Source organism: Agromyces sp. NPDC004153 (genome assembly GCF_053603635.1).
Genome location: NZ_JBSGFY010000001.1, coordinates 2,155,012 through 2,172,102, shown reverse-complemented (window position 1 = coordinate 2,172,102; position 17,091 = coordinate 2,155,012). Strand labels below are relative to the sequence as shown.

At 72.7% G+C, this 17,091-nt stretch carries 14 protein-coding genes; 6 read left to right on the top strand and 8 right to left on the bottom strand.

Features of this window, described 5'->3' with window-relative positions:
- Positions 1-29: 29 nt before the first annotated feature.
- Genes ACWEOH_RS10225 through ACWEOH_RS10215 form a run of 3 tightly spaced genes read right to left on the bottom strand, consistent with a single transcriptional unit; the run spans position 30 to position 2,046 of the window.
- Positions 30-1,181 carry a molybdopterin molybdotransferase MoeA gene (locus ACWEOH_RS10225; protein WP_452030585.1) on the bottom strand — a complete coding sequence of 384 codons (1,152 nt, stop codon included), beginning with the start codon at positions 1,179-1,181 and terminating at the stop codon, positions 30-32.
- Positions 1,178-1,447 carry a DUF6457 domain-containing protein gene (locus ACWEOH_RS10220; protein ID WP_452030583.1) on the bottom strand — a complete coding sequence of 90 codons (270 nt, stop codon included), beginning with the start codon at positions 1,445-1,447 and terminating at the stop codon, positions 1,178-1,180. Before ACWEOH_RS10220 ends, ACWEOH_RS10225 begins: the two co-directional genes overlap by 4 nt.
- Positions 1,444-2,046 carry an NTP transferase domain-containing protein gene (locus ACWEOH_RS10215; protein WP_452030581.1) on the bottom strand — a complete coding sequence of 201 codons (603 nt, stop codon included), beginning with the start codon at positions 2,044-2,046 and terminating at the stop codon, positions 1,444-1,446. Before ACWEOH_RS10215 ends, ACWEOH_RS10220 begins: the two co-directional genes overlap by 4 nt.
- A 93-nt stretch (positions 2,047-2,139) precedes the next feature.
- Between ACWEOH_RS10215 and fdhD the strand changes: the two genes are divergently transcribed.
- Positions 2,140-2,991 carry a formate dehydrogenase accessory sulfurtransferase FdhD gene (gene fdhD, locus ACWEOH_RS10210; RefSeq protein WP_452030579.1) on the top strand — a complete coding sequence of 284 codons (852 nt, stop codon included), beginning with the start codon at positions 2,140-2,142 and terminating at the stop codon, positions 2,989-2,991.
- Positions 2,988-5,282: an FdhF/YdeP family oxidoreductase gene (locus ACWEOH_RS10205; RefSeq protein WP_452030577.1), complete on the top strand. Its 2,295-nt coding sequence runs from the start codon at positions 2,988-2,990 to the stop codon at positions 5,280-5,282. The genes fdhD and ACWEOH_RS10205 overlap by 4 nt, the downstream gene beginning before the upstream one ends.
- Before the next feature lie 22 nt (positions 5,283-5,304).
- On the opposite strand, the gene ACWEOH_RS10200 is transcribed toward ACWEOH_RS10205, so the two are convergent.
- Positions 5,305-5,736, bottom strand: coding sequence for a hypothetical protein (locus tag ACWEOH_RS10200; protein ID WP_452030575.1), 432 nt, complete (start codon positions 5,734-5,736; stop codon positions 5,305-5,307).
- 10 nt (positions 5,737-5,746) lie between these two features.
- Positions 5,747-6,991, bottom strand: a complete 1,245-nt coding sequence (locus ACWEOH_RS10195; RefSeq protein WP_452030573.1) for a hypothetical protein — start codon at positions 6,989-6,991, stop codon at positions 5,747-5,749.
- Positions 6,992-7,223: 232 nt separating this feature from the next.
- On the opposite strand from ACWEOH_RS10195, the gene ACWEOH_RS10190 reads away from it, so the two are divergent.
- Both ACWEOH_RS10190 and ACWEOH_RS10185 read left to right on the top strand, forming a co-directional pair.
- Positions 7,224-7,655: a YciI family protein gene (locus tag ACWEOH_RS10190; protein WP_452030572.1), complete on the top strand. Its 432-nt coding sequence runs from the start codon at positions 7,224-7,226 to the stop codon at positions 7,653-7,655.
- Complete coding sequence (locus ACWEOH_RS10185; RefSeq protein WP_452030570.1) at positions 7,656-8,969, top strand: RNA polymerase sigma factor; 1,314 nt, start codon at positions 7,656-7,658, stop codon at positions 8,967-8,969.
- A 2-nt stretch (positions 8,970-8,971) separates the two neighbouring features.
- Here ACWEOH_RS10185 and ACWEOH_RS10180 read toward each other — a convergent pair whose 3' ends face one another.
- Entirely contained in the window at positions 8,972-12,160 is a 3,189-nt protein-coding gene (locus ACWEOH_RS10180) for an efflux RND transporter permease subunit (RefSeq protein WP_452030568.1), read from the bottom strand.
- 116 nt (positions 12,161-12,276) lie between these two features.
- On the opposite strand from ACWEOH_RS10180, the gene ACWEOH_RS10175 reads away from it, so the two are divergent.
- Positions 12,277-13,548, top strand: coding sequence for a hypothetical protein (locus tag ACWEOH_RS10175; RefSeq protein ID WP_452030566.1), 1,272 nt, complete (start codon positions 12,277-12,279; stop codon positions 13,546-13,548).
- Positions 13,549-13,939: 391 nt separating this feature from the next.
- Here ACWEOH_RS10175 and yczR read toward each other — a convergent pair whose 3' ends face one another.
- Entirely contained in the window at positions 13,940-15,385 is a 1,446-nt protein-coding gene (yczR, locus tag ACWEOH_RS10170) for a MocR-like transcription factor YczR (protein ID WP_452030564.1), read from the bottom strand.
- A gap of 61 nt (positions 15,386-15,446) precedes the next feature.
- Here yczR and yczE point away from each other — a divergent pair, with 61 nt between their 5' ends.
- Positions 15,447-16,142 (top strand): membrane protein YczE, encoded by a 696-nt coding sequence (gene yczE, locus ACWEOH_RS10165; RefSeq protein WP_452030563.1) that lies wholly within the window; start codon positions 15,447-15,449, stop codon positions 16,140-16,142.
- A gap of 121 nt (positions 16,143-16,263) precedes the next feature.
- Here yczE and ACWEOH_RS10160 read toward each other — a convergent pair whose 3' ends face one another.
- Complete coding sequence (locus ACWEOH_RS10160; protein ID WP_452030561.1) at positions 16,264-17,043, bottom strand: MerR family transcriptional regulator; 780 nt, start codon at positions 17,041-17,043, stop codon at positions 16,264-16,266.
- Positions 17,044-17,091 lie beyond the last annotated feature (48 nt).

The window sequence follows — 17,091 nt, the reverse complement described above, 5'->3', positions numbered from 1 at the left end:
GGGCCTGCTGCGCACTGCCCGCGTTCCGCTCACGTCGGCCACGGGAGCGGCAGCGCCGCGGCGGACGCCCCGCGCTCGACGCCCTCCTCGGGCACGACGAGCACGGCGTCCGCGACGGCGAGCCCGCGCAGCATGCCCGACCCGAGGTGCGCAGTGGGCGTCGCGCCCCCGTCGCGCACCGCGACGGGCACCAGCCGAGTCGCACCGCGCGTCCCCGCGAGGGCCTCGGCGGCCGTGACCGTCGTCGTCGCGGCCGTCCGGCCGGTCCACTCGCCGAGCAGCGGACCGCCGATCGCGAGCAGCCCCAGCACCGCGGCGAGCGGGTTGCCCGGGAGGCCGAGCACGAGCCGGTCGGGCAGTCGCGCGAGGAACGTCGGCCCACCCGGGCGCATCGCCACCGACGGCACGAGCCCCTCGGCGCCGAGCCGCTCGACGGCCACGCGCACCTGGTCGGCGTGCGAGCCGCCCGTGCCGCCCGTCGTCACGATGAGGTCGACCCGGTCGGCCGTGATCGCGTCGGCGGTAGCCGCCGGATCGTCGCCCACCCGGTGCACCGCGATCGCTTCGGCGCCCAGCTCGTCGAGGATGGCGGGCAGCGCGAGCCGGAAGCTGTCGCGCACCCGACCCGGCTCGGGCACGCCCGTCTCGACGACCTCGTCGCCGGTGAGCACGAGCGCGACCCGCGGGCGACGCCGCACGGTGAGCCGATCGGCGCCCGTCGCCGCGGCGAGCGCGACCCGCGGCGGCGTCAGCGTGGTGCCGGCCTCGAGCACCAGTTCCCCCGCGGACGCCTCGGTGCCCGCCGGCCGGATGTGCCGACGCTCCGCGACGTCCCGGTGTCCGGTCTCGCCGACGGGCTCGAGCCGGCCGTCGACCAGGCGCCCCGCCTCGGAGCGGAGCACGGCGTCGGCGCCGTCTGGGACGAGCCCTCCCGTGACGATCACGACCGCCTCGCCCGCCTCGATCCCGGGTCCCTCGACGAGCCGCCACGGCGACCCGCCCCGCACCGCCCAGCCGTCCATGGCCGACGACGCGTAGTGCGGCAGCGGGATGGGCGTCCGCACGTCCTCGGCCAGCACGCGTCCGACGGCGCGGTGCAGTGGCACGTGCTCGCTCGCCGACACCGGGGCGGCCGCGGCCGCGCGCTCGCGCGCGACCTGCCAGGCGAGTCCGCGACTCACGGGGACGCGAGCTTGCGCACGCGATCGAGCACGTCGCGGGCGGCGGTCGCGGCATCCGCACCGCCGGCGGCGGCGACGCCCGCCGCATAGCCGGCCAGGTACGTCGTGATGGGCGCCGCCGGACGCATGACGGAGTGCGCGGCGACGCCGGCGACGCCAAGCACCTGCTGGATGTCGAGCGGCGCGTCGGTGATACCGAGCTCCGCGCGGACCCGGTCGGCCCACTGCGCCAGCACGCGGTCGAACTCCTCGTCGGAGATCGTCATCGTCCCTCTCCTCCCGTCGCGCCGACCGCGTCGGCGTCGGCCCAGGTGTCCACGTCCATCGTCGCCTCGGGCGGCACCGCGACGTCGACGAGCCGCAGCGGCTCGAGCAGTCGGCGCATCGAGACGCCGTCGAGCGATCGACCATCGGATGCCGCGGCGACGGCCGCCTCGAGGGCCGCGCGCCGCACGACGCAGGTGAGGTGCTGCGCGCGACCGTCGGCATCGACCGCCCGAGCGCCGTCGGCGTCGGCAGCACCGCGATCGAGTGCCTCGAGCAGCGGCGGGATCGCCGCCGCCACGAACGGCTGGTCGCCGGCGAGCAGCAGCACCGCATCCGCGTCACCGCCGAGCGCGCGGACGCCTGCCGCGACCGCCGCAGCCGGACCACCGAACGGCGGCTCCTCGCGCACCACGCGCACGTCGATCGGCAGCACCGATGCGCCGATCTCGCCGACCACCACCCGATCGCGCACCACGTCGGCGGCGTCCACGACCCGCTCCAGCAGCGTGCGCCCGTCGACGCGGAGGTCGCCCTTCGCGGCGCCGCCGAGGCGTTCGGCGCGACCGCCCATGAGGATCACCGCATCGAGGATGAGCACGGGACCATGGTAGGCCGCCCCCCGTCATCGCGGTCGCTCGCAGGTGCTGCTGCGCCGGCCGTGGTATTCAGCCGGCCGTGGTATTCAGGAGGCATGGGCAGGATCACCGCGAGGACGCGGGTCGTACGGGTCACGGTCGGCGACCGGGTCTCCCGACGCGAGGACCTGCTCGCCGTCGAGGAGCCGCTCGAGGTCCGCGTCGGCGGCACGCCGCTCACCGTGACCATGCGCACGCCGGGGCACGACGTCGACCTCGCGGTCGGCTTCCTCGTCTCCGAGGGCGTCATCGCGCACGGCCATCAGGTGACGGGCGCCATCCACTGCGCCGGAGCCGACGGCGAGAACACGTACAACGTGCTCGACATCACGCTCGCTCGGGGCGTGCCCGCGCCCGACCCCTCCATCCAGCGCAGCATCTACACGACCAGCTCCTGCGGGGTGTGCGGCAAGGCGAGCATCGAGGCGGTGCGCACGAGCACGGCGCACCCGATCGACGACGACCTCCGCGTCGACCCGACGCTGCTCATCGCCTTCCCCGGCCGACTCCGCACGGGCCAGGAGGTCTTCGAGAAGACCGGGGGCCTGCATGCCGCCGCCCTCTTCGACGGCCGCACGGGCGAGCTGCTCGTGCTGCGCGAGGACGTCGGCCGTCACAACGCCGTCGACAAGGTCATCGGCTGGGCCGCCCGCGAGGGACTCCTCCCGCTGCGCGGCACCGTCCTGCAGGTGTCGGGTCGGGCGAGCTTCGAGCTCACCCAGAAAGCCTCGATGGCCGGCATCCCGGTGCTCGCCGCCGTGTCGGCGCCGTCGTCGCTGGCCGTGGAGCAAGCCCGGGACGCCGGCCTCACGCTCGTCGGCTTCGTGCGCGGGGCGTCGATGGTGATCTACGCCGGCGAGGAGCGTCTCCTCGAACCCGTTCCCGAGCCTGGAGCCGCGCTGCCGTGACCGAACCGACCTCCGACCCCTACCCCGACCTCGAGGTCCACCCGCACCAGCAGTGGGCCGTCGGCGTCCACGGGATCCGGCACTCGATCGAGCCGGCGCTCGCGAAGATGGGGGTCGCGCGCACCGCTCGGCTCGCCCTCGCCATCAACCAGAAGGACGGCTTCGACTGCATGAGCTGCGCGTGGCCCGATCCCGGCCACCGCAACCGGCTCGAGTTCTGCGAGAACGGCATGAAGGCCACCACCTGGGAGGCCACGCCGATCACGGTGCCCCGGTCGTTCTGGGCGGAGCACTCCCTCACCTCGCTCGCCGGCCGCGACGAGTACTGGCTCGGCCAGCAGGGCCGGCTCACCGAACCGGTCGTCAAGCGCGCGGCGTCCGATCACTACGAGCCCATCTCGTGGGACGACGCGTTCCGGCTTGTCGCCGACCGCCTGAACGCCCTCGACTCGCCCGACCGCGCGGCGTTCTACACGAGCGGGCGCACGTCGAACGAGGCGGCCTTCCTCTACCAGCTCCTCGTGCGCGCGTTCGGCACCAACAACCTGCCCGACTGCTCGAACATGTGCCACGAGTCCACCGGCACGGCGCTCAACGCGACCCTCGGCGTCGGCAAGTCGACGGTGGCGTACGACGACTTCGCGAAGGCCGACCTCGTGATCGTCATGGGACAGAACCCCGGCACGAACCATCCCCGCATGCTCACCGCGCTCGAGGAGACGAAGCGCAACGGCGGCCGCGTGGTGTCGGTCAACGTGCTCCCCGAGGCCGGGCTCATCCGCTACAAGAACCCGCAGAAGGTGCGCGGGCTCCTCGGTCGCGGCACGGCCATCGCCGACCGGTTCCTGCAGATCCGCTCGGGCGGCGACATGGCGCTGCTGCAGGCGGTGTCGAAGCGCGTGCTGCAGGCCGAGGATGCCGCGCCCGGCACGGTGCTCGACCACGACTTCCTCGACCGGCACACGATCGGCCTTGACGCCTTCCGCACCCACCTGGCCGACCTCGACGAGGCGGCCGTGCTCGCGGCTACCGGACTCGCTCCGCAGGAGCTCGACGACCTCGCGGCCGAGTACCTCGCGGCCGACCGCGTCATCATCACCTGGGCCATGGGCCTCACCCAGCAGCGCAAGGCCGTCGCGACGATCAAGGAGATCGTGAACCTCCTGCTCCTGCGCGGCAACATCGGCCGGCCGGGTGCGGGCGCCTCGCCCATCCGCGGACACAGCAACGTGCAGGGCGACCGCACGATGGGCATCAGCGAGCGGATGCCGGAGCGCTTCCTCGCGGCGCTCGAAGCCGAGTTCGGCTTCCCGGTGCCGCGCCGGCACGGGGCCGACGCCCTGCGCACCGTGCACGGGCTGCGCGACGGCGAGCTCGAGGTGTTCGTCGCCATGGGCGGCAACTTCGTCGGGGCCATCTCCGACACGGCCGCCGCGGAGGCGGCCATGCGCGGCGCGAAGCTTACGGTGCAGGTGTCGACGAAGCTCAACCGCTCGCACGTCGTCACGGGCGAGGAGGCGCTGATCCTGCCCGCGCTCGGCCGCACCGAGGTCGACCTCCAGCAGGGGCATCCGCAGTTCGTCTCGGTCGAGGACAGCGTGTGCGCCGTGCACGCGAGCCACGGCCCACTGCCGCCCGTCGCCTCCGGGCTCCTCTCGGAGGTCGCGATCGTCGCCCGTTTGGCGGCGGCGACGCTCGGGGACCGGTACGACATCCCGTGGCGCGCGTTCGAGGACGACTACGACCTGATCCGCGATCGCATCTCGCGCGTTGTGCCCGGCTTCGAGTCGTTCAACGAGGACATCCGCCGCAGGGACGGCTTCGTGCTGCCGAACGGTCCCCGTGACGAGCGCCGGTTCGACACCCCGGCGGGACGGGCGATCATCACCGTCAACGAGCTCGAGCACCTGGAGCGTCCCGCAGGCCGGCTCATCCTGCAGACCCTGCGGTCGCACGATCAGTTCAACACCACGATCTACAGCCTGAACGACCGCTACCGCGGCATCCGCAAGGGCCGCGACGTGGTGTTCGTGCACCCCGACGACCTCGCCGAGCTCGGCCTGACCGACGGGCAGCGCGTCGACGTGGTGAGTGAATGGCCCGGCCAGCCCGACCGGGTGCTCGCGAACCAGCGGCTCGTCGCCTATCCGACGGCGCGGGGCTGCGCGGCGGCGTACTACCCCGAGGCCAACGTGCTCGTGCCGCTCGAGAGCGCGGCGGAGGAGAGCAACACCCCCGTGTCGAAGGCCGTCATCGTGCGCCTCGAGCCCCGGCACGCGGCATCCGGCTGACCTGTCCCGTTCGCCGAGGCCGTCAGCGCACGTCGGGCACGAGCTCGCGCGCACGGGCCAGGAGCGCCCGGAACGCGTCGACGTCGAGGTCGGCGAGCGCACCGAACGTCAGCGCCGCCGACCCGACCTTCACCCGGCCGAGCGCGGCCGCGCGACGCCGCACGAGGTACTCGCCGTCCTCGGCGGCATTCACGTAGATGCTGAGGTGCCGTTGCTGCAGGGCGAGGCCGACGAGGAACCACTCCACGGATGCCCCGCGCGGCCGCGGCTGGCTGATGGCGCCGTAGCCGACGATGCGCTGCTCGGTGCCGCCCCACATCGCGCCCTCCCAGAGGACCCGCTCGAGGCCCGAGAGCTCCTCCGTGATGAAGCGGTCGAGCTCGCGCAGGTCGTCGCCGCGCGGACCCTGGGTCCCGGTGAGGAATGCGTCGACGTCGGTGCGCGTGCGTTCCATCGGATCCCCTTCAGTAGATGTGCAGCTTCTCGAGGAGCCGGAGCGGTTCGTCGATCGACTCGAACAGGTCCTTGTTGTGCTTGATCATCTTGCTGCGCATGTAGACGCGCAACCACTGCTTGTACATGAACAGCTCGTACTCGTCGAGCAGGTCGTCGAGCGGCAGGCCCGGCCGGGCGATGAGCTCGGCAAGTCGCATCGCGCATTCGAACCCGAGCGAGATCGACTGGAAGTACGGCGACCCGATGGCGGAGTCGCCGGCGAGGAACACCGGGGCGTGGGCGAAGGGATGGTCGGTGCGACCCGAGCGGAGCCATCGCCGGTTCGTCGCGTTCCGGGCGCGGTAGACGTTGAGCGGGATGCGGATGATCTCGAGGTCCCCGATCAGGTCGCCGTGGGTCTCCTCGCGGATCTTGTCGATGAAGCGGTCCATCGACTCGGCCACGACGGGGAAGTTCTCGCGCAGCCACGCGCCGTCGCAACGCGGCGGCATCTCCGCGAACTCCTCGGGCGTGATGGTCACGATGCCGGTCACGTGGGTGACGCTGCCGTCGTAGTGCGTGCGGCGCACCATCGGGATGAACTTGTACTGGAGGTTGTCGACGTTCTTGTAGTACTTGCAGGACTCGTTGCAGTCGTACGGCTGCCCGTAGAGGAAGGTGATGACGAGCGCGTACTCGAGCCGCACCTTGAGGGTGTTCGCGTGCGCCTCGACGTCCTCGGCGCCGGTCGTCAGGTGATCGCGCAGGAGCGAGCCGCTGCCGGTGCAGTCGATCAGGATGCCGCCCGGCTCGAGCCTGGCGATGGCGTCCTCCGCGGTGACGAGACCCGCCGTGCGCTGCACCGGATGGGCCGTGCGTGCGTCGATCAGGTCGCTGAGCGACTGCTCGATCTCGTTGAGCGCGCAGAACCCGAGCGACCACTCGTGGAGCAGCCCGTCGAGGTCGGGCGGGATCGTCCGGCGGAAGGCGAGTCCGTCGACGAGCTCCGCCGGGTCGAACAGCGCGCCGATGCTGTCGCCGTCGATCGCATCCGTCTCGTAGGCCTCGATCGAGTCCGCCACGAGGTACGGGGCGAGCTCCACCATCCGCTTCCGGGTGTACTCGCTGCGCTTCTCGTAGAGGTGCAGCTTCATCCCCTCGATCGGCTGGAGCAGCGCGGTCAGCATGAGGCCCACCGGGCCGGCGCCGATCACGTGCACCTCTCCCGTGAACGGCCGGATTCCCGGGCGAACGGTTTCGGACGACGCGGACATGGAGCCTCCTTGCTCGTGCCGGAGCGTACGGCCGAGCCGGGCCGACGGCCTTCACGGAGCCCCCTGCGAGAAACGACCGATCCTCAGCGTACGCCTCGCGCGCTCGTGCGGTTTCGGACGCACATGGAAACATGGCCCGAGGAACGTCCGCGACGATGTCGATCCGGCCACGAGCCCGTTCGACGTGCAAGTGAGGCGGGCGCACGGCCCGTCGACGAAGGAGCGAATCACGATGAAGTACATGCTGATCATGCGGGACTCCGAGGAGGCCATCGAGGCCTCGAAGGACCTCGACTTCGAGGAGATCATCGCGGCGATGGGTCGCTACAACGAGTCGCTCATCAAGGCCGGCGTGCTGCTCGCCGGCGAGGGCCTCGCCCCGGTCGAGGAGGGGTTCGTCGTCGACTTCGACTCGACGCCGCCGGTCGTCACCGACGGCCCGTACGCCGAGGCGAAGGAGCTGTTCAACGGGTTCTGGATCATCGGCGTCTCCAGCAAGGAGGAGGCCATCGAGTGGGCCAGGCGATGCCCGCTCGGGCCCGGGACGAAGCTCGAGGTGCGGCGCGTGAACGAGCTCGAGGACTTCCCGCAGGACAACGAGTGGATCCAGAAGGAGGCCCAGTGGCGTGCCGACGCCGAGGGCCGACTCGGATCGCAGAGCTGAATGTCCGAGGTGACGGATGCCACGGGCGCGGTCGTCCCGGCGGATGACGCCGACGCCGACCGCGCCCGGCGCGCCCTCGCCGCGGTGTGGCGCATCGAGTCCGCGCGCATCATCGCGACGCTGACGCGCTTCGTCGGCGACGTCGGCCAGGCCGAGGACCTGGCCCAGGAGGCGATGCTCGAGGCGCTCCGGCAGTGGCCGGTCGAGGGCGTGCCGCGCAACGGCGGCGCCTGGCTCACGGCGGTCGCGAAGCGCCGCGCGATCGACGGCTGGCGGCGTCGCGAGCGGCTCGACGAGCGGTACGCCGCGATGGCCCGCGACCTCGAGGAGGAGGAGCGCACGGCATCCGGCACCTTCTGGGACCCCGACACGATCGACGACGACGTGCTGCGCCTCGTGTTCGTCGCGTGCCACCCCGTGCTCTCGCGGGAGGCGCAGATCGCGCTCACGCTGCGCATCGTCGGCGGCCTCAGCTCCGAGGAGATCGCCCGGGCGTTCCTCGTGCCGGTCGCGACGATCCAGCAGCGCATCGTGCGGGCGAAGAAGACCCTCGCCGCCGCCAACGTGCCGTTCGAGGTGCCCGAGCCGCAGGAGTACGCGGAGCGCCTCGGGTCGGTGCTCAGCGTGCTCTACCTGATCTTCAACGAGGGCTACCTGCCCGCGGCCGGCGACGAGTGGGTGCGACCGGATGTCTCGGCCGAGGCCCTCCGCCTCGCCCGCATGGTCGCGGGCCTCATGCCGCGGGAGCCCGAGGCGCAGTCGCTGGTGGCGCTCATGGAGTTCCACGCGGCGCGGTTCGCCACGCGCGTGGCGCGGGACGGCACGCCGATCCCCCTCGACGAGCAGGACCGCAGCCGCTGGGACCGCGCCCAGATCGAGCGTGGACGCGCCGCGCTCGCGCGCGCCGACCGTATCGGGCGCGGCCGAGCGTCGTACGGGCTGCAGGCCGCCATCGCCGAGTGCCACGCGGTGGCGCCGACCGCCGAGGACACCGACTGGGCCCGCATCGTGGTGCTCTACGAGGCGCTCGGACGCATCGCACCGTCGCCCGTGGTGGAGCTCAACCGTGCGGTCGCCGTGGCGATGTCCACGGGTCCGGCGAGCGCGCTGCGCATCGTCGACGACCTCGAGCGCTCGGGGAGGCTCGCCGGCTACGCCGGGCTGCCCGCCGTGCGCGGCGAGCTGCTCGCCCGGCTCGGCCGCAACGAGGAGGCCCGCGGCGAGCTCGAGAGCGCCGCGCGGCTCACGGGCAACGAGCGCGAGCGCTCCGCGCTGCTCGCGAAGGCGGCGGGGCTCGGCCGGGTGGTCGAGTAGCGCTACTCCGCCACCGGCGCGATCGGCTCGGGCTCCGCCGCCGCCGCAGCCGTCTCCGCCTTCGCCGCCTTCCGCGCCCGGCGCCGCTCGCGCCCGCCCTCGACGAGGTCGTAGAGCACCGGCAGCACGATGAGCGTGAGCGCGGTCGACGACACCAGGCCGCCGATCACGACGAGCGCGAGGGGCTGCGAGATGAAGCCGCTGTGGCCGGTGAGCCCGATCGCCATGGGCAGCAGCGCGAAGATCGTCGCGAGCGCGGTCATCAGGATCGGCCGGAGTCGGCGGGACGCGCCGTGCAGCAGCGCGTCGCGCACGGTGCGGCCGCGGTCGCGGTACTGGTTCACGAGGTCGACGAGCACGATCGCGTTCGTCACCACGATGCCGATGAGCATGAGCACGCCGACGAGCGACGCGACGCCGAGCGGGATGCCCGTGATGACCTGCAGGGCGATCGCGCCCGTGGCCGCGAACGGCACCGAGACGAGCAGCAGCAACGGCTGCAGGAGCGAGCGGAACGTCGCCACCATCACGATGTAGACGATGAGGATCGCCGCGAGCAGGGCGAGGCCGAGCTGCGAGAACGACTCCTGCTGGTCGGCCGTGACGCCGCCGATGGAGGCGCTGGCGCCCGCGGGCAGGTCGGCGCGGTCGACGGCCGCCGACACCTCGGCGCTCGCGGTGCCGAGGTCGTCGCTGTTCGGGGTCGCGGACACCGTCGCGCTGCGCAGGCCCTGCACCGTCGTGACCGACGACGGGCCGTCGACCTCCTCGACCGTGGCGAGCGTGTCGAGCTGCACGACGCCGGCCCGGGTCGGCACCGGGAGGGCCGACAGCTCCTCGACCGTGGTGGGCGGGTCCTCGCTCGCGAGGTAGATCGTGAGCGTCTTCTCGTCGATCACGATCGAACCGGCCGACTGCGGCTGCATCGCGGCCGACACGAAGCCGCCGAGGGCGACCTCCGAGTAGCCGGCGGCCGCGGCATCCGCTCGATCGACCTCGACCGCGATGTACTCGCGCGACTCCGAGAGGTTGGAGCTCACCTGCGACACCGAATCCAGGTCCTCGACCTCGGACTGCACCGCGTCGGTCGCGGCCGCCAGGTCCTCGGCGTTCGACGCCGTGACGTCGACCTCGATGTCGCTCGAGGCGCCGAAGCCGCTCGATGCCGCGAGGGTGATCTCGCCGATGCCGTCGCCGAGGTCGTCGAGCTCGGCGCGCACCTCGGCCTGCAGCGCCTCCTGGTCGGCGTTCTCGTCGGTCGTGACGGAGTACGTGATGGTGGCGCCGCTCCCGCCGCCGAGCACGGCGGCGAGGCCCCGCCCGCCCGAGCCGATCGAGGTCTGCACCGTCTCGACGCCCTCGACGTCGAGCAGCGTGCGCTCGACGGGCTTCGAGGCCTCGTCCATCGCCTCCAGGCTCGTGCCGACGGGCAGCTCCTGCGTGACCTGGAACGTGTTCTGACCCGACGACCCGAGGAAGTTGGTCTTCATGAACGGCGTGAGCGCGAGCGTGCCGACGAGCACGAGGCCGGCGATCACGAGCGTGACGACGCCGTGCCGCAGCGTCCACTCGATGATCGGCAGGTAGCCGCGCTGCAGGCGCGACGGGTGCTCGAGCTCGTCGACGGATGCCGCGGGGCCCGACTCGTCGACGAATGCCGCCGCCGCGGCCTCCCCCACGTCGTCGTGCTTGTGGAGCTTCGCGGGCTTCAGGAACCAGTAGGCGAGCACCGGGACGATCGTGAGCGACACGAGCAGCGACGCGAGGAGCGCGATCGTGATCGTCAGCGAGAACGGTCGGAACAGCTCGCCTGTGACGCCCTCGACGAGGGCGATCGGCAGGAACACCGCGACCGTCGTGATCGTCGACGCCGTGATCGCGCCGGCGACCTCGCGCACGGCGTGCACGATCGTCGTGGCCTTGTCGACGCCCTCGACGAGGTGGCGCTTGATGTTCTCGATCACGACGATCGAGTCGTCGACCACGCGGCCGATGGCGATCGTGAGCGCGCCGAGCGTGAGGATGTTCAGCGTGTAGTCGGCGGCATGCAGCCCGATGAACGTGATGAGCACCGACGTCGGGATCGAGATCGCGGTCACGAGCGTCGCGCGGATCGACAGCAGGAACACGAGGATCACGAGCACCGCGAAGAGCAGGCCGAGCATGCCCTCGGTCGCGAGCGACTCGATCGACTGCTGGATGTACGGCGCCTGGTCGAACACGACGGTGAACGTGGCACCGGGGTTCGTCGTGTCGAGCGACGATTCGAGGTCGGGCAGGATCGCGCGCACCTCGTTCGACACGTCGACCGTGTTGGCCGCCGGCAGCTTGGTGACCGAGATCGAGAGCGCGGGTTCGCCGTTGACGCGCGAGATGCTCGTGACCGGGTTGTCGGTGAGCTCCACGGATGCCACGTCGTCGATGGTCGTCGCCGGCCCCGGGACGGCCGGGGTGCCGAGCAGCGGCAGCGCGGCGATGTCGTCGACGTCGGCGAGCACCTGGCCGGTCTGCACGGCGAACGTCGAGTCGTCCTCGGTGATGGTGCCGGCGGGCACGAGGAGGCCGTTCTGCGTCAGCGCGTCGCGAATCGCCTGCTGGGTCAGCCCGCGCGCAGCGAGCGCGGCGGGGTCGGGCGTGATCGTGACGCGCTGCCCGACGTCCCCGATGAGCGTCGCCTCGCGCACGCCGTCGAGGTCGTTGAGCTCGCCGAGCGTGGTGCGCGTGATCTCGTCGGAGAGCGCGCTGACGTCGTCGGCGCCGGTCACGGCCACGACGATGACCGGGAAGTCGTCGAGGCTCAGCGCGAGGACCCGCGGGTCGACGTCCTCGGGCAGCTGGTTCGCGATGCGGTTCACGGCCGAGAGCAGCTTCTGCTCGGCGAACGCGAGGTCGGTGCCGTACGTGAAGCTCGCGGTGACGCGGGAGAGGCCCGTCGAGCTCGTGGTCGAGGTGGACTCGAGCCCCGTGATGCCCTGGATCGCGGTCTCGATCGGCGTCGAGACATCCGTGTTGACGACATCGGGCGACGCGCCCGGGTACGCCGTCACGATCGACAGCTGGGGGAACTCGATCGACGGGGCGAGCTCCTGCTTGAGGTTCGTCAGCGCGATGCCGCCGAAGATGGCGACGACCACGGTCACGAGGGCGATGAGCGCGCGGTTCTTCATGCTGAGCGCGGCAAGCAGGTGCATGCCCCTGATTCTCGCAGGGGCATGATCGCGCGAATGTCACGGGATGCTGGGAATCCCGCCCGTCCGACGCTGGACCGCACTCGCCGTCCGGGAGTACCGTCGAAGTGCAACGGGGGGTGAGCACGATGACCACAGCGGATGCCGCGCGGCCGATGCCGTGGCTCCGCCTCGCCCTGCTGGGGGTCATCGCCGCCGCGATCTGGCTCGCGTTCAGCCTGTTCTCCTCCGCGCATGCGGCGTCCGCCGAGGAGACTCCGCCCGATGCGGCGACGGATGCCGCGACCGCGGCCACGCCCGCGCCCGAGGTCGAAGCGCCCGCGCCCGAGGTCGAAGCGCCCGCGCCCGAGGTCGAAGCGCCCGCGCCCGAACCACCCGCGCCCGCGCCCGAACCGCCTACGCTCGCGGTCGAACCGCCGTCGCCCGCGCCCGGACCGCCTTCGCCCGCGCCCGAACCGCCCGCGCCCGCGCCCGAGGCACCGGGGGAGCATGCCGCCCCCGCCGCCGACACGTCCTCGACGTCGCGGAGTTCGGAGGGGCGGGCCGTCTCCGCACCAGTCGACACCCCGGCCGCGGGGAAGGCGACTCCGCCGGCCCGACCCGACACCACCGCCCCGCCCGGTCTCGCCGACACGCCGGCCGATCACGCCGCGCCGCCATCGCCGAGCGCGTCGGTGCCCACGGCCGCGACGGCGCCCCCACCCGATGCCCAGCCGGCATCGACGGGCAAGCCCGCCGGCCGCACCCCGCCCGCCTCGAACGGCGCTCCCGCCCCGACGAGCGCGGCGACTCCCCAGGACACGACGGCGCCGCAGCCGGTCGAACCGCCCGGACGCGCCCCGAAGCCCACCGACCCTCCCACGGTCGCGCACGTGCCCGCGGCGCCCGCGGCGCCTGCGGTCGACGCCCTCCCGGTCCACCCCGTGACGACGGGCGACGTGCCACCCGGCCTCGTCGAGACGGACGTGACGCCGACGACGGTCGTGACGCCGACGACGGACGTGACGCCGACGAAGACCGAGACGCCGACGGCGGCCGCGACGTCGGCCTTCGGAGCGAAAGCCGACGAGGACGTCAGCGGGCCGATCGCCTGGTCGGTCGGCGACCCCGGCGTCCCCGCCGACGCGAACGTTCCCGACGACGCTGTGGGCGCGATCCTGCCCGCCGGCGGCACGCCGAGCGGCCCGGCCGCGTCGGGTTCGCCCGCGGCGGGCGGCGGCGCGGGCACCGGTGGATCCGGCGCAGGTGCCGGCTCGGCCGGGGCATCCGGAGCCTCGGACGCGATGCTCGCCGCGTTCGGCCTCGACGCACTCGCGTCGCTGGTGCTGAACTCGGTCGACGACGAACTGCCGTCGTCGCCGGTGTTCGGCACCGACACCACCCCTGACTGATCGGGGTCCGCTCCGCCTGCCCTGATGCAGGCGCAGACGGCCATGCTCCCTGCGCGGGAGCGAATCCCCACCAGCCAGTCAGGAGGACCGGGTCATGCCGCGATCGACCGCCGATGCGCATCACGTGATGCGCCGCCCCCGCGTCCTCCGCCACGCCGCCGTCGAGCACGGCGCCCCCGAGCTCCGCAGCGGGAGGTCCCCGATGCGACGTTGACCGGGTGGAGTCCGGTGCACCGCCCCCAGCGCCGGACCCCACCCCTCCCAGGCCGCGCAGCGACCCGACGCGCGCGGCCCCGGCCGCGATCTGAAACGCGGCCAGGTGCGGGGCGGCGGAGACACCCGCCCGCCGCTCCGCACCATCTCAGGCCCTCGATGGCCCGAGGCTCGGTCGTCAGACGACCGACGCGAGCAGCTCGGGCTCGGGTTCGCCGACCGGCACGTGCCCGAGCGAGCGCCAGGCGCGGGCGAGCGCCTGCACCGCGGCATCCGTCGTCTCGGGGGAGTAGCAGACGGGCAGGCGCAGGAAGCGCTCGAACGCGCCGTCGATGCCGAACCGCGGCCCGGCCGCGACGATGAGGCCCTCGCGGCGGGCGGCGAGCGCGAGCTGCGAGCTCACCGGGGCGCCCAGGCCGATCCACGTGACGATGCCGCCGTCGACGTGCGGCACCTCCCACTCGGGCAGGTGGAGGGCGACGAGCTCCTCGAGGCGGTCGCGGCCGGCGCGCAGCTGCTCGCGCCGCATCCCGAGGATCTCGTCCATGCGCGGCATGAGCCGCGTGACGATGAGCTGCTCGAGGATCGGCGTGCCGAGGTCGCCGGGCGAGCGCACCGCGAGCAGGCGGCGGATGAGCGGGCGCTCGGCGCGGATCCAGCCGACGCGCAGCCCGCCCCAGACGGTCTTGCCGACCGAGCCGATGAGCACGGCCGGCCCATCTGCTGCCATGGGCGGGAAGTGTCCCGGCCGGTCGATCGAGAGCTCGGCGGTGGTCTCGTCGGCGACGACGACCGTGCCCTGGCGTGCAGCCGCGTCGAGCACGCGCGCCCGCGACACCCGGCTCATGGTGCGGCCCGTCGGGTTCTGGAAGTCGGGGATGACGTAGGCCATGACCGGGTTGGAGTGCCGGATGGCCTGCACGAGGCCCGCGGTCTCCTCACGGTCGTCGATGTCGTCGCCCAGGTCGTGCGGCGAGACGGGCACGGGAACGAGCCGGGCGCCCGCTGCCCGGAGCGCCTCGTAGGCGTGCGGGTAGATCGGCACCTCGGTGACCGCGCGGTCGCCGCGGCCGATGAGCGCCCGGGACAGCAGCGCGATCGCGTGCTGCGCGCCGATCGTCACCATGATCTGGTCGGGGGTCGTCGCCAGCCCGCGGGCGGTGTAGCGGTCGGCGATCGCCTGCCGCAGCGCCGGGGTGCCGATCGGATCGAAGCCGGCGTCGAAGAGGTGCGCGGGGAGGTCTTCGACGGCCTGCCGGGCGATCTCGGGCAGCCACGGCAGCGCGGGCGGCGCGGCCTTGGAGAAGTCGATGTACTCGGCCTCGGGTGGCGCGGGCAGGATGGCGGGCGCACCCGTCAGGCGAGCGACACTGCCGGATCCGCGCACGCTGTGCAGGTTGCCCTGCTCGCGCAGGTGCCGATAGGCGGCGGTCACCGTCGTGCGGCTGAGCCCGAGTCGCTCGGCGAGGTCGCGTTCGGCGGGCAGGCGGGTGTCGACGGCGATGCGCCCGTCGACGATGAGCAGGCGGATGCGCTCGGCGAGCGCCTCGTAGGCGCTGCCGGGTCCACGCCAGTCGCCGAGGAGGAGCTCGAGGGAACGCGCGGTCAGCGCGAGGTCGGCCATAAGGCCACTTTACCCGAATTGGCTCTATACGAGAAGGCCAATCATGGAATTGGATTGGGACATGCTTCGCCGACCGACCGATCCCGCGCCCGTGCTCGTCCGCCGATTCGTGCAGCTCTTCGTCGGGCTGTTCCTCTACGGCATCGGCATCGCGCTCATCGTGCGCGGCGAGCTCGGCGTCGCCCCGTGGGACGTGCTGACGCAGGGCATCGCGAAGCAGACCGGCCTCAACTTCGGCCTCATCACGATCATCACGAGCGGCGTCGTGCTGCTGCTCTGGATCCCGATCCGCCAGAAGCCCGGCTTCGGCACGGTCATGAACGCGCTCCTCGTCGGCCCGTTCGCCGACCTCGGCCTGTGGCTCATCCCGCCGGGGCTCGACCTGTGGGTGCGCGCGCTGCTGCTGCCCGCGGGCATCGTGGTGCTCGCCATCGCGACCGGCCTCTACATCGGGGCGCACTTCGGTCCCGGCCCGCGCGACGGCCTCATGACGGGCCTGCACCGAGTGACCGGCTGGAAGATCTGGATCGTGCGCACGGGCATCGAGGTCATCGTGCTCGCCGCAGGCTGGCTGCTCGGCGGCAACGTCGGCATCGGCACGCTCGCCTTCGCGCTGCTCATCGGCCCGCTGTGCGGGTACACGATCCCGCTCTTCGCGATCCGGGGCTCGGGCCGGATGCCGGCGGATCGCGTTCCGGCGCGGCGAGGACGGGCACGGCGCCCTGCACGAACCGGTGCCGTTCCGGTGGTCGAGTAACGCCGGCCGCACCACCCGGTGGTCGAGTAGCGCCGGCCGCAGGCCGACGCGTATCGAGACCGACATGCTGCGTCTCGATACGCGTCGCGCTCCGCGCGGCGCTCCTCGACGACCGGGGGCGCTACAGGTTGCGCTCGGCGTACGCGGTCATCGCGTCGCGCACGAACTCGGCGCCCGCCTGGCCGCCGTAGTTCGCGCCGAAGCGCGGGTCTGCGACGTACATCTCGGCGAGGCCGAGGAAGTACTCCTTCGAGGGGCCCTCCGCGCCGCCGCCGGGCGTGCCGGGGATGCCGCGGAGCCAGTCGAACTGGCGCTGGGCCAGGGCCTGCGCCTCGTCGCCGGCGGGGTCGACGCCCCGCTCGTGCGCCGCGATCCAATCGCTGCCGAGCTGCGCTGCGCGCTGCTGCCATGCGGCCTTCTCGTCGGCGCTCATCGAGCGCCACCACGCGTCGCCCTTCGCGTACGCGTCCTTGCCCCAGCGCTCCTCGACCTCGTCCCGGTACTGCGTGTGGTCGAAGCCGTCGAACATCTGCTCTGCCATGAGTCGTTCACCTCCCTCCAGTGCTCCGATGGTGCGTTCGACCGACGCGATCTGCCGCGCCAGCCGGTCCTGTTCCTCGCGCAGCCACTCGAGGTGGCGTCGCAGGGCGCGCTCGGCGTCGGCCTCGCGATCGAGCACCTCCGCGATCGCGGGAAGCCCGAGCCCGAGGTCGCGCAGCAGCATGATGCGCTGCAGCCGCACGAGCGCGTCGTCGTCGTAGTAGCGGTAGCCGTTGCCGCCGATGCGCGTCGGCGGCAGCAACCCGATGTCGTCGTAGTGCCGCAGCGTGCGGCTCGTCGTCCCGGCGACCTTCGCGATCTCCTGGATCGACCAGTCGGCGACCCTCGTTTCCGTGTCCATGTCGACCACGGTAAAGGTTGACGCCGCGTCAATGTCAAGCGCTGCGGC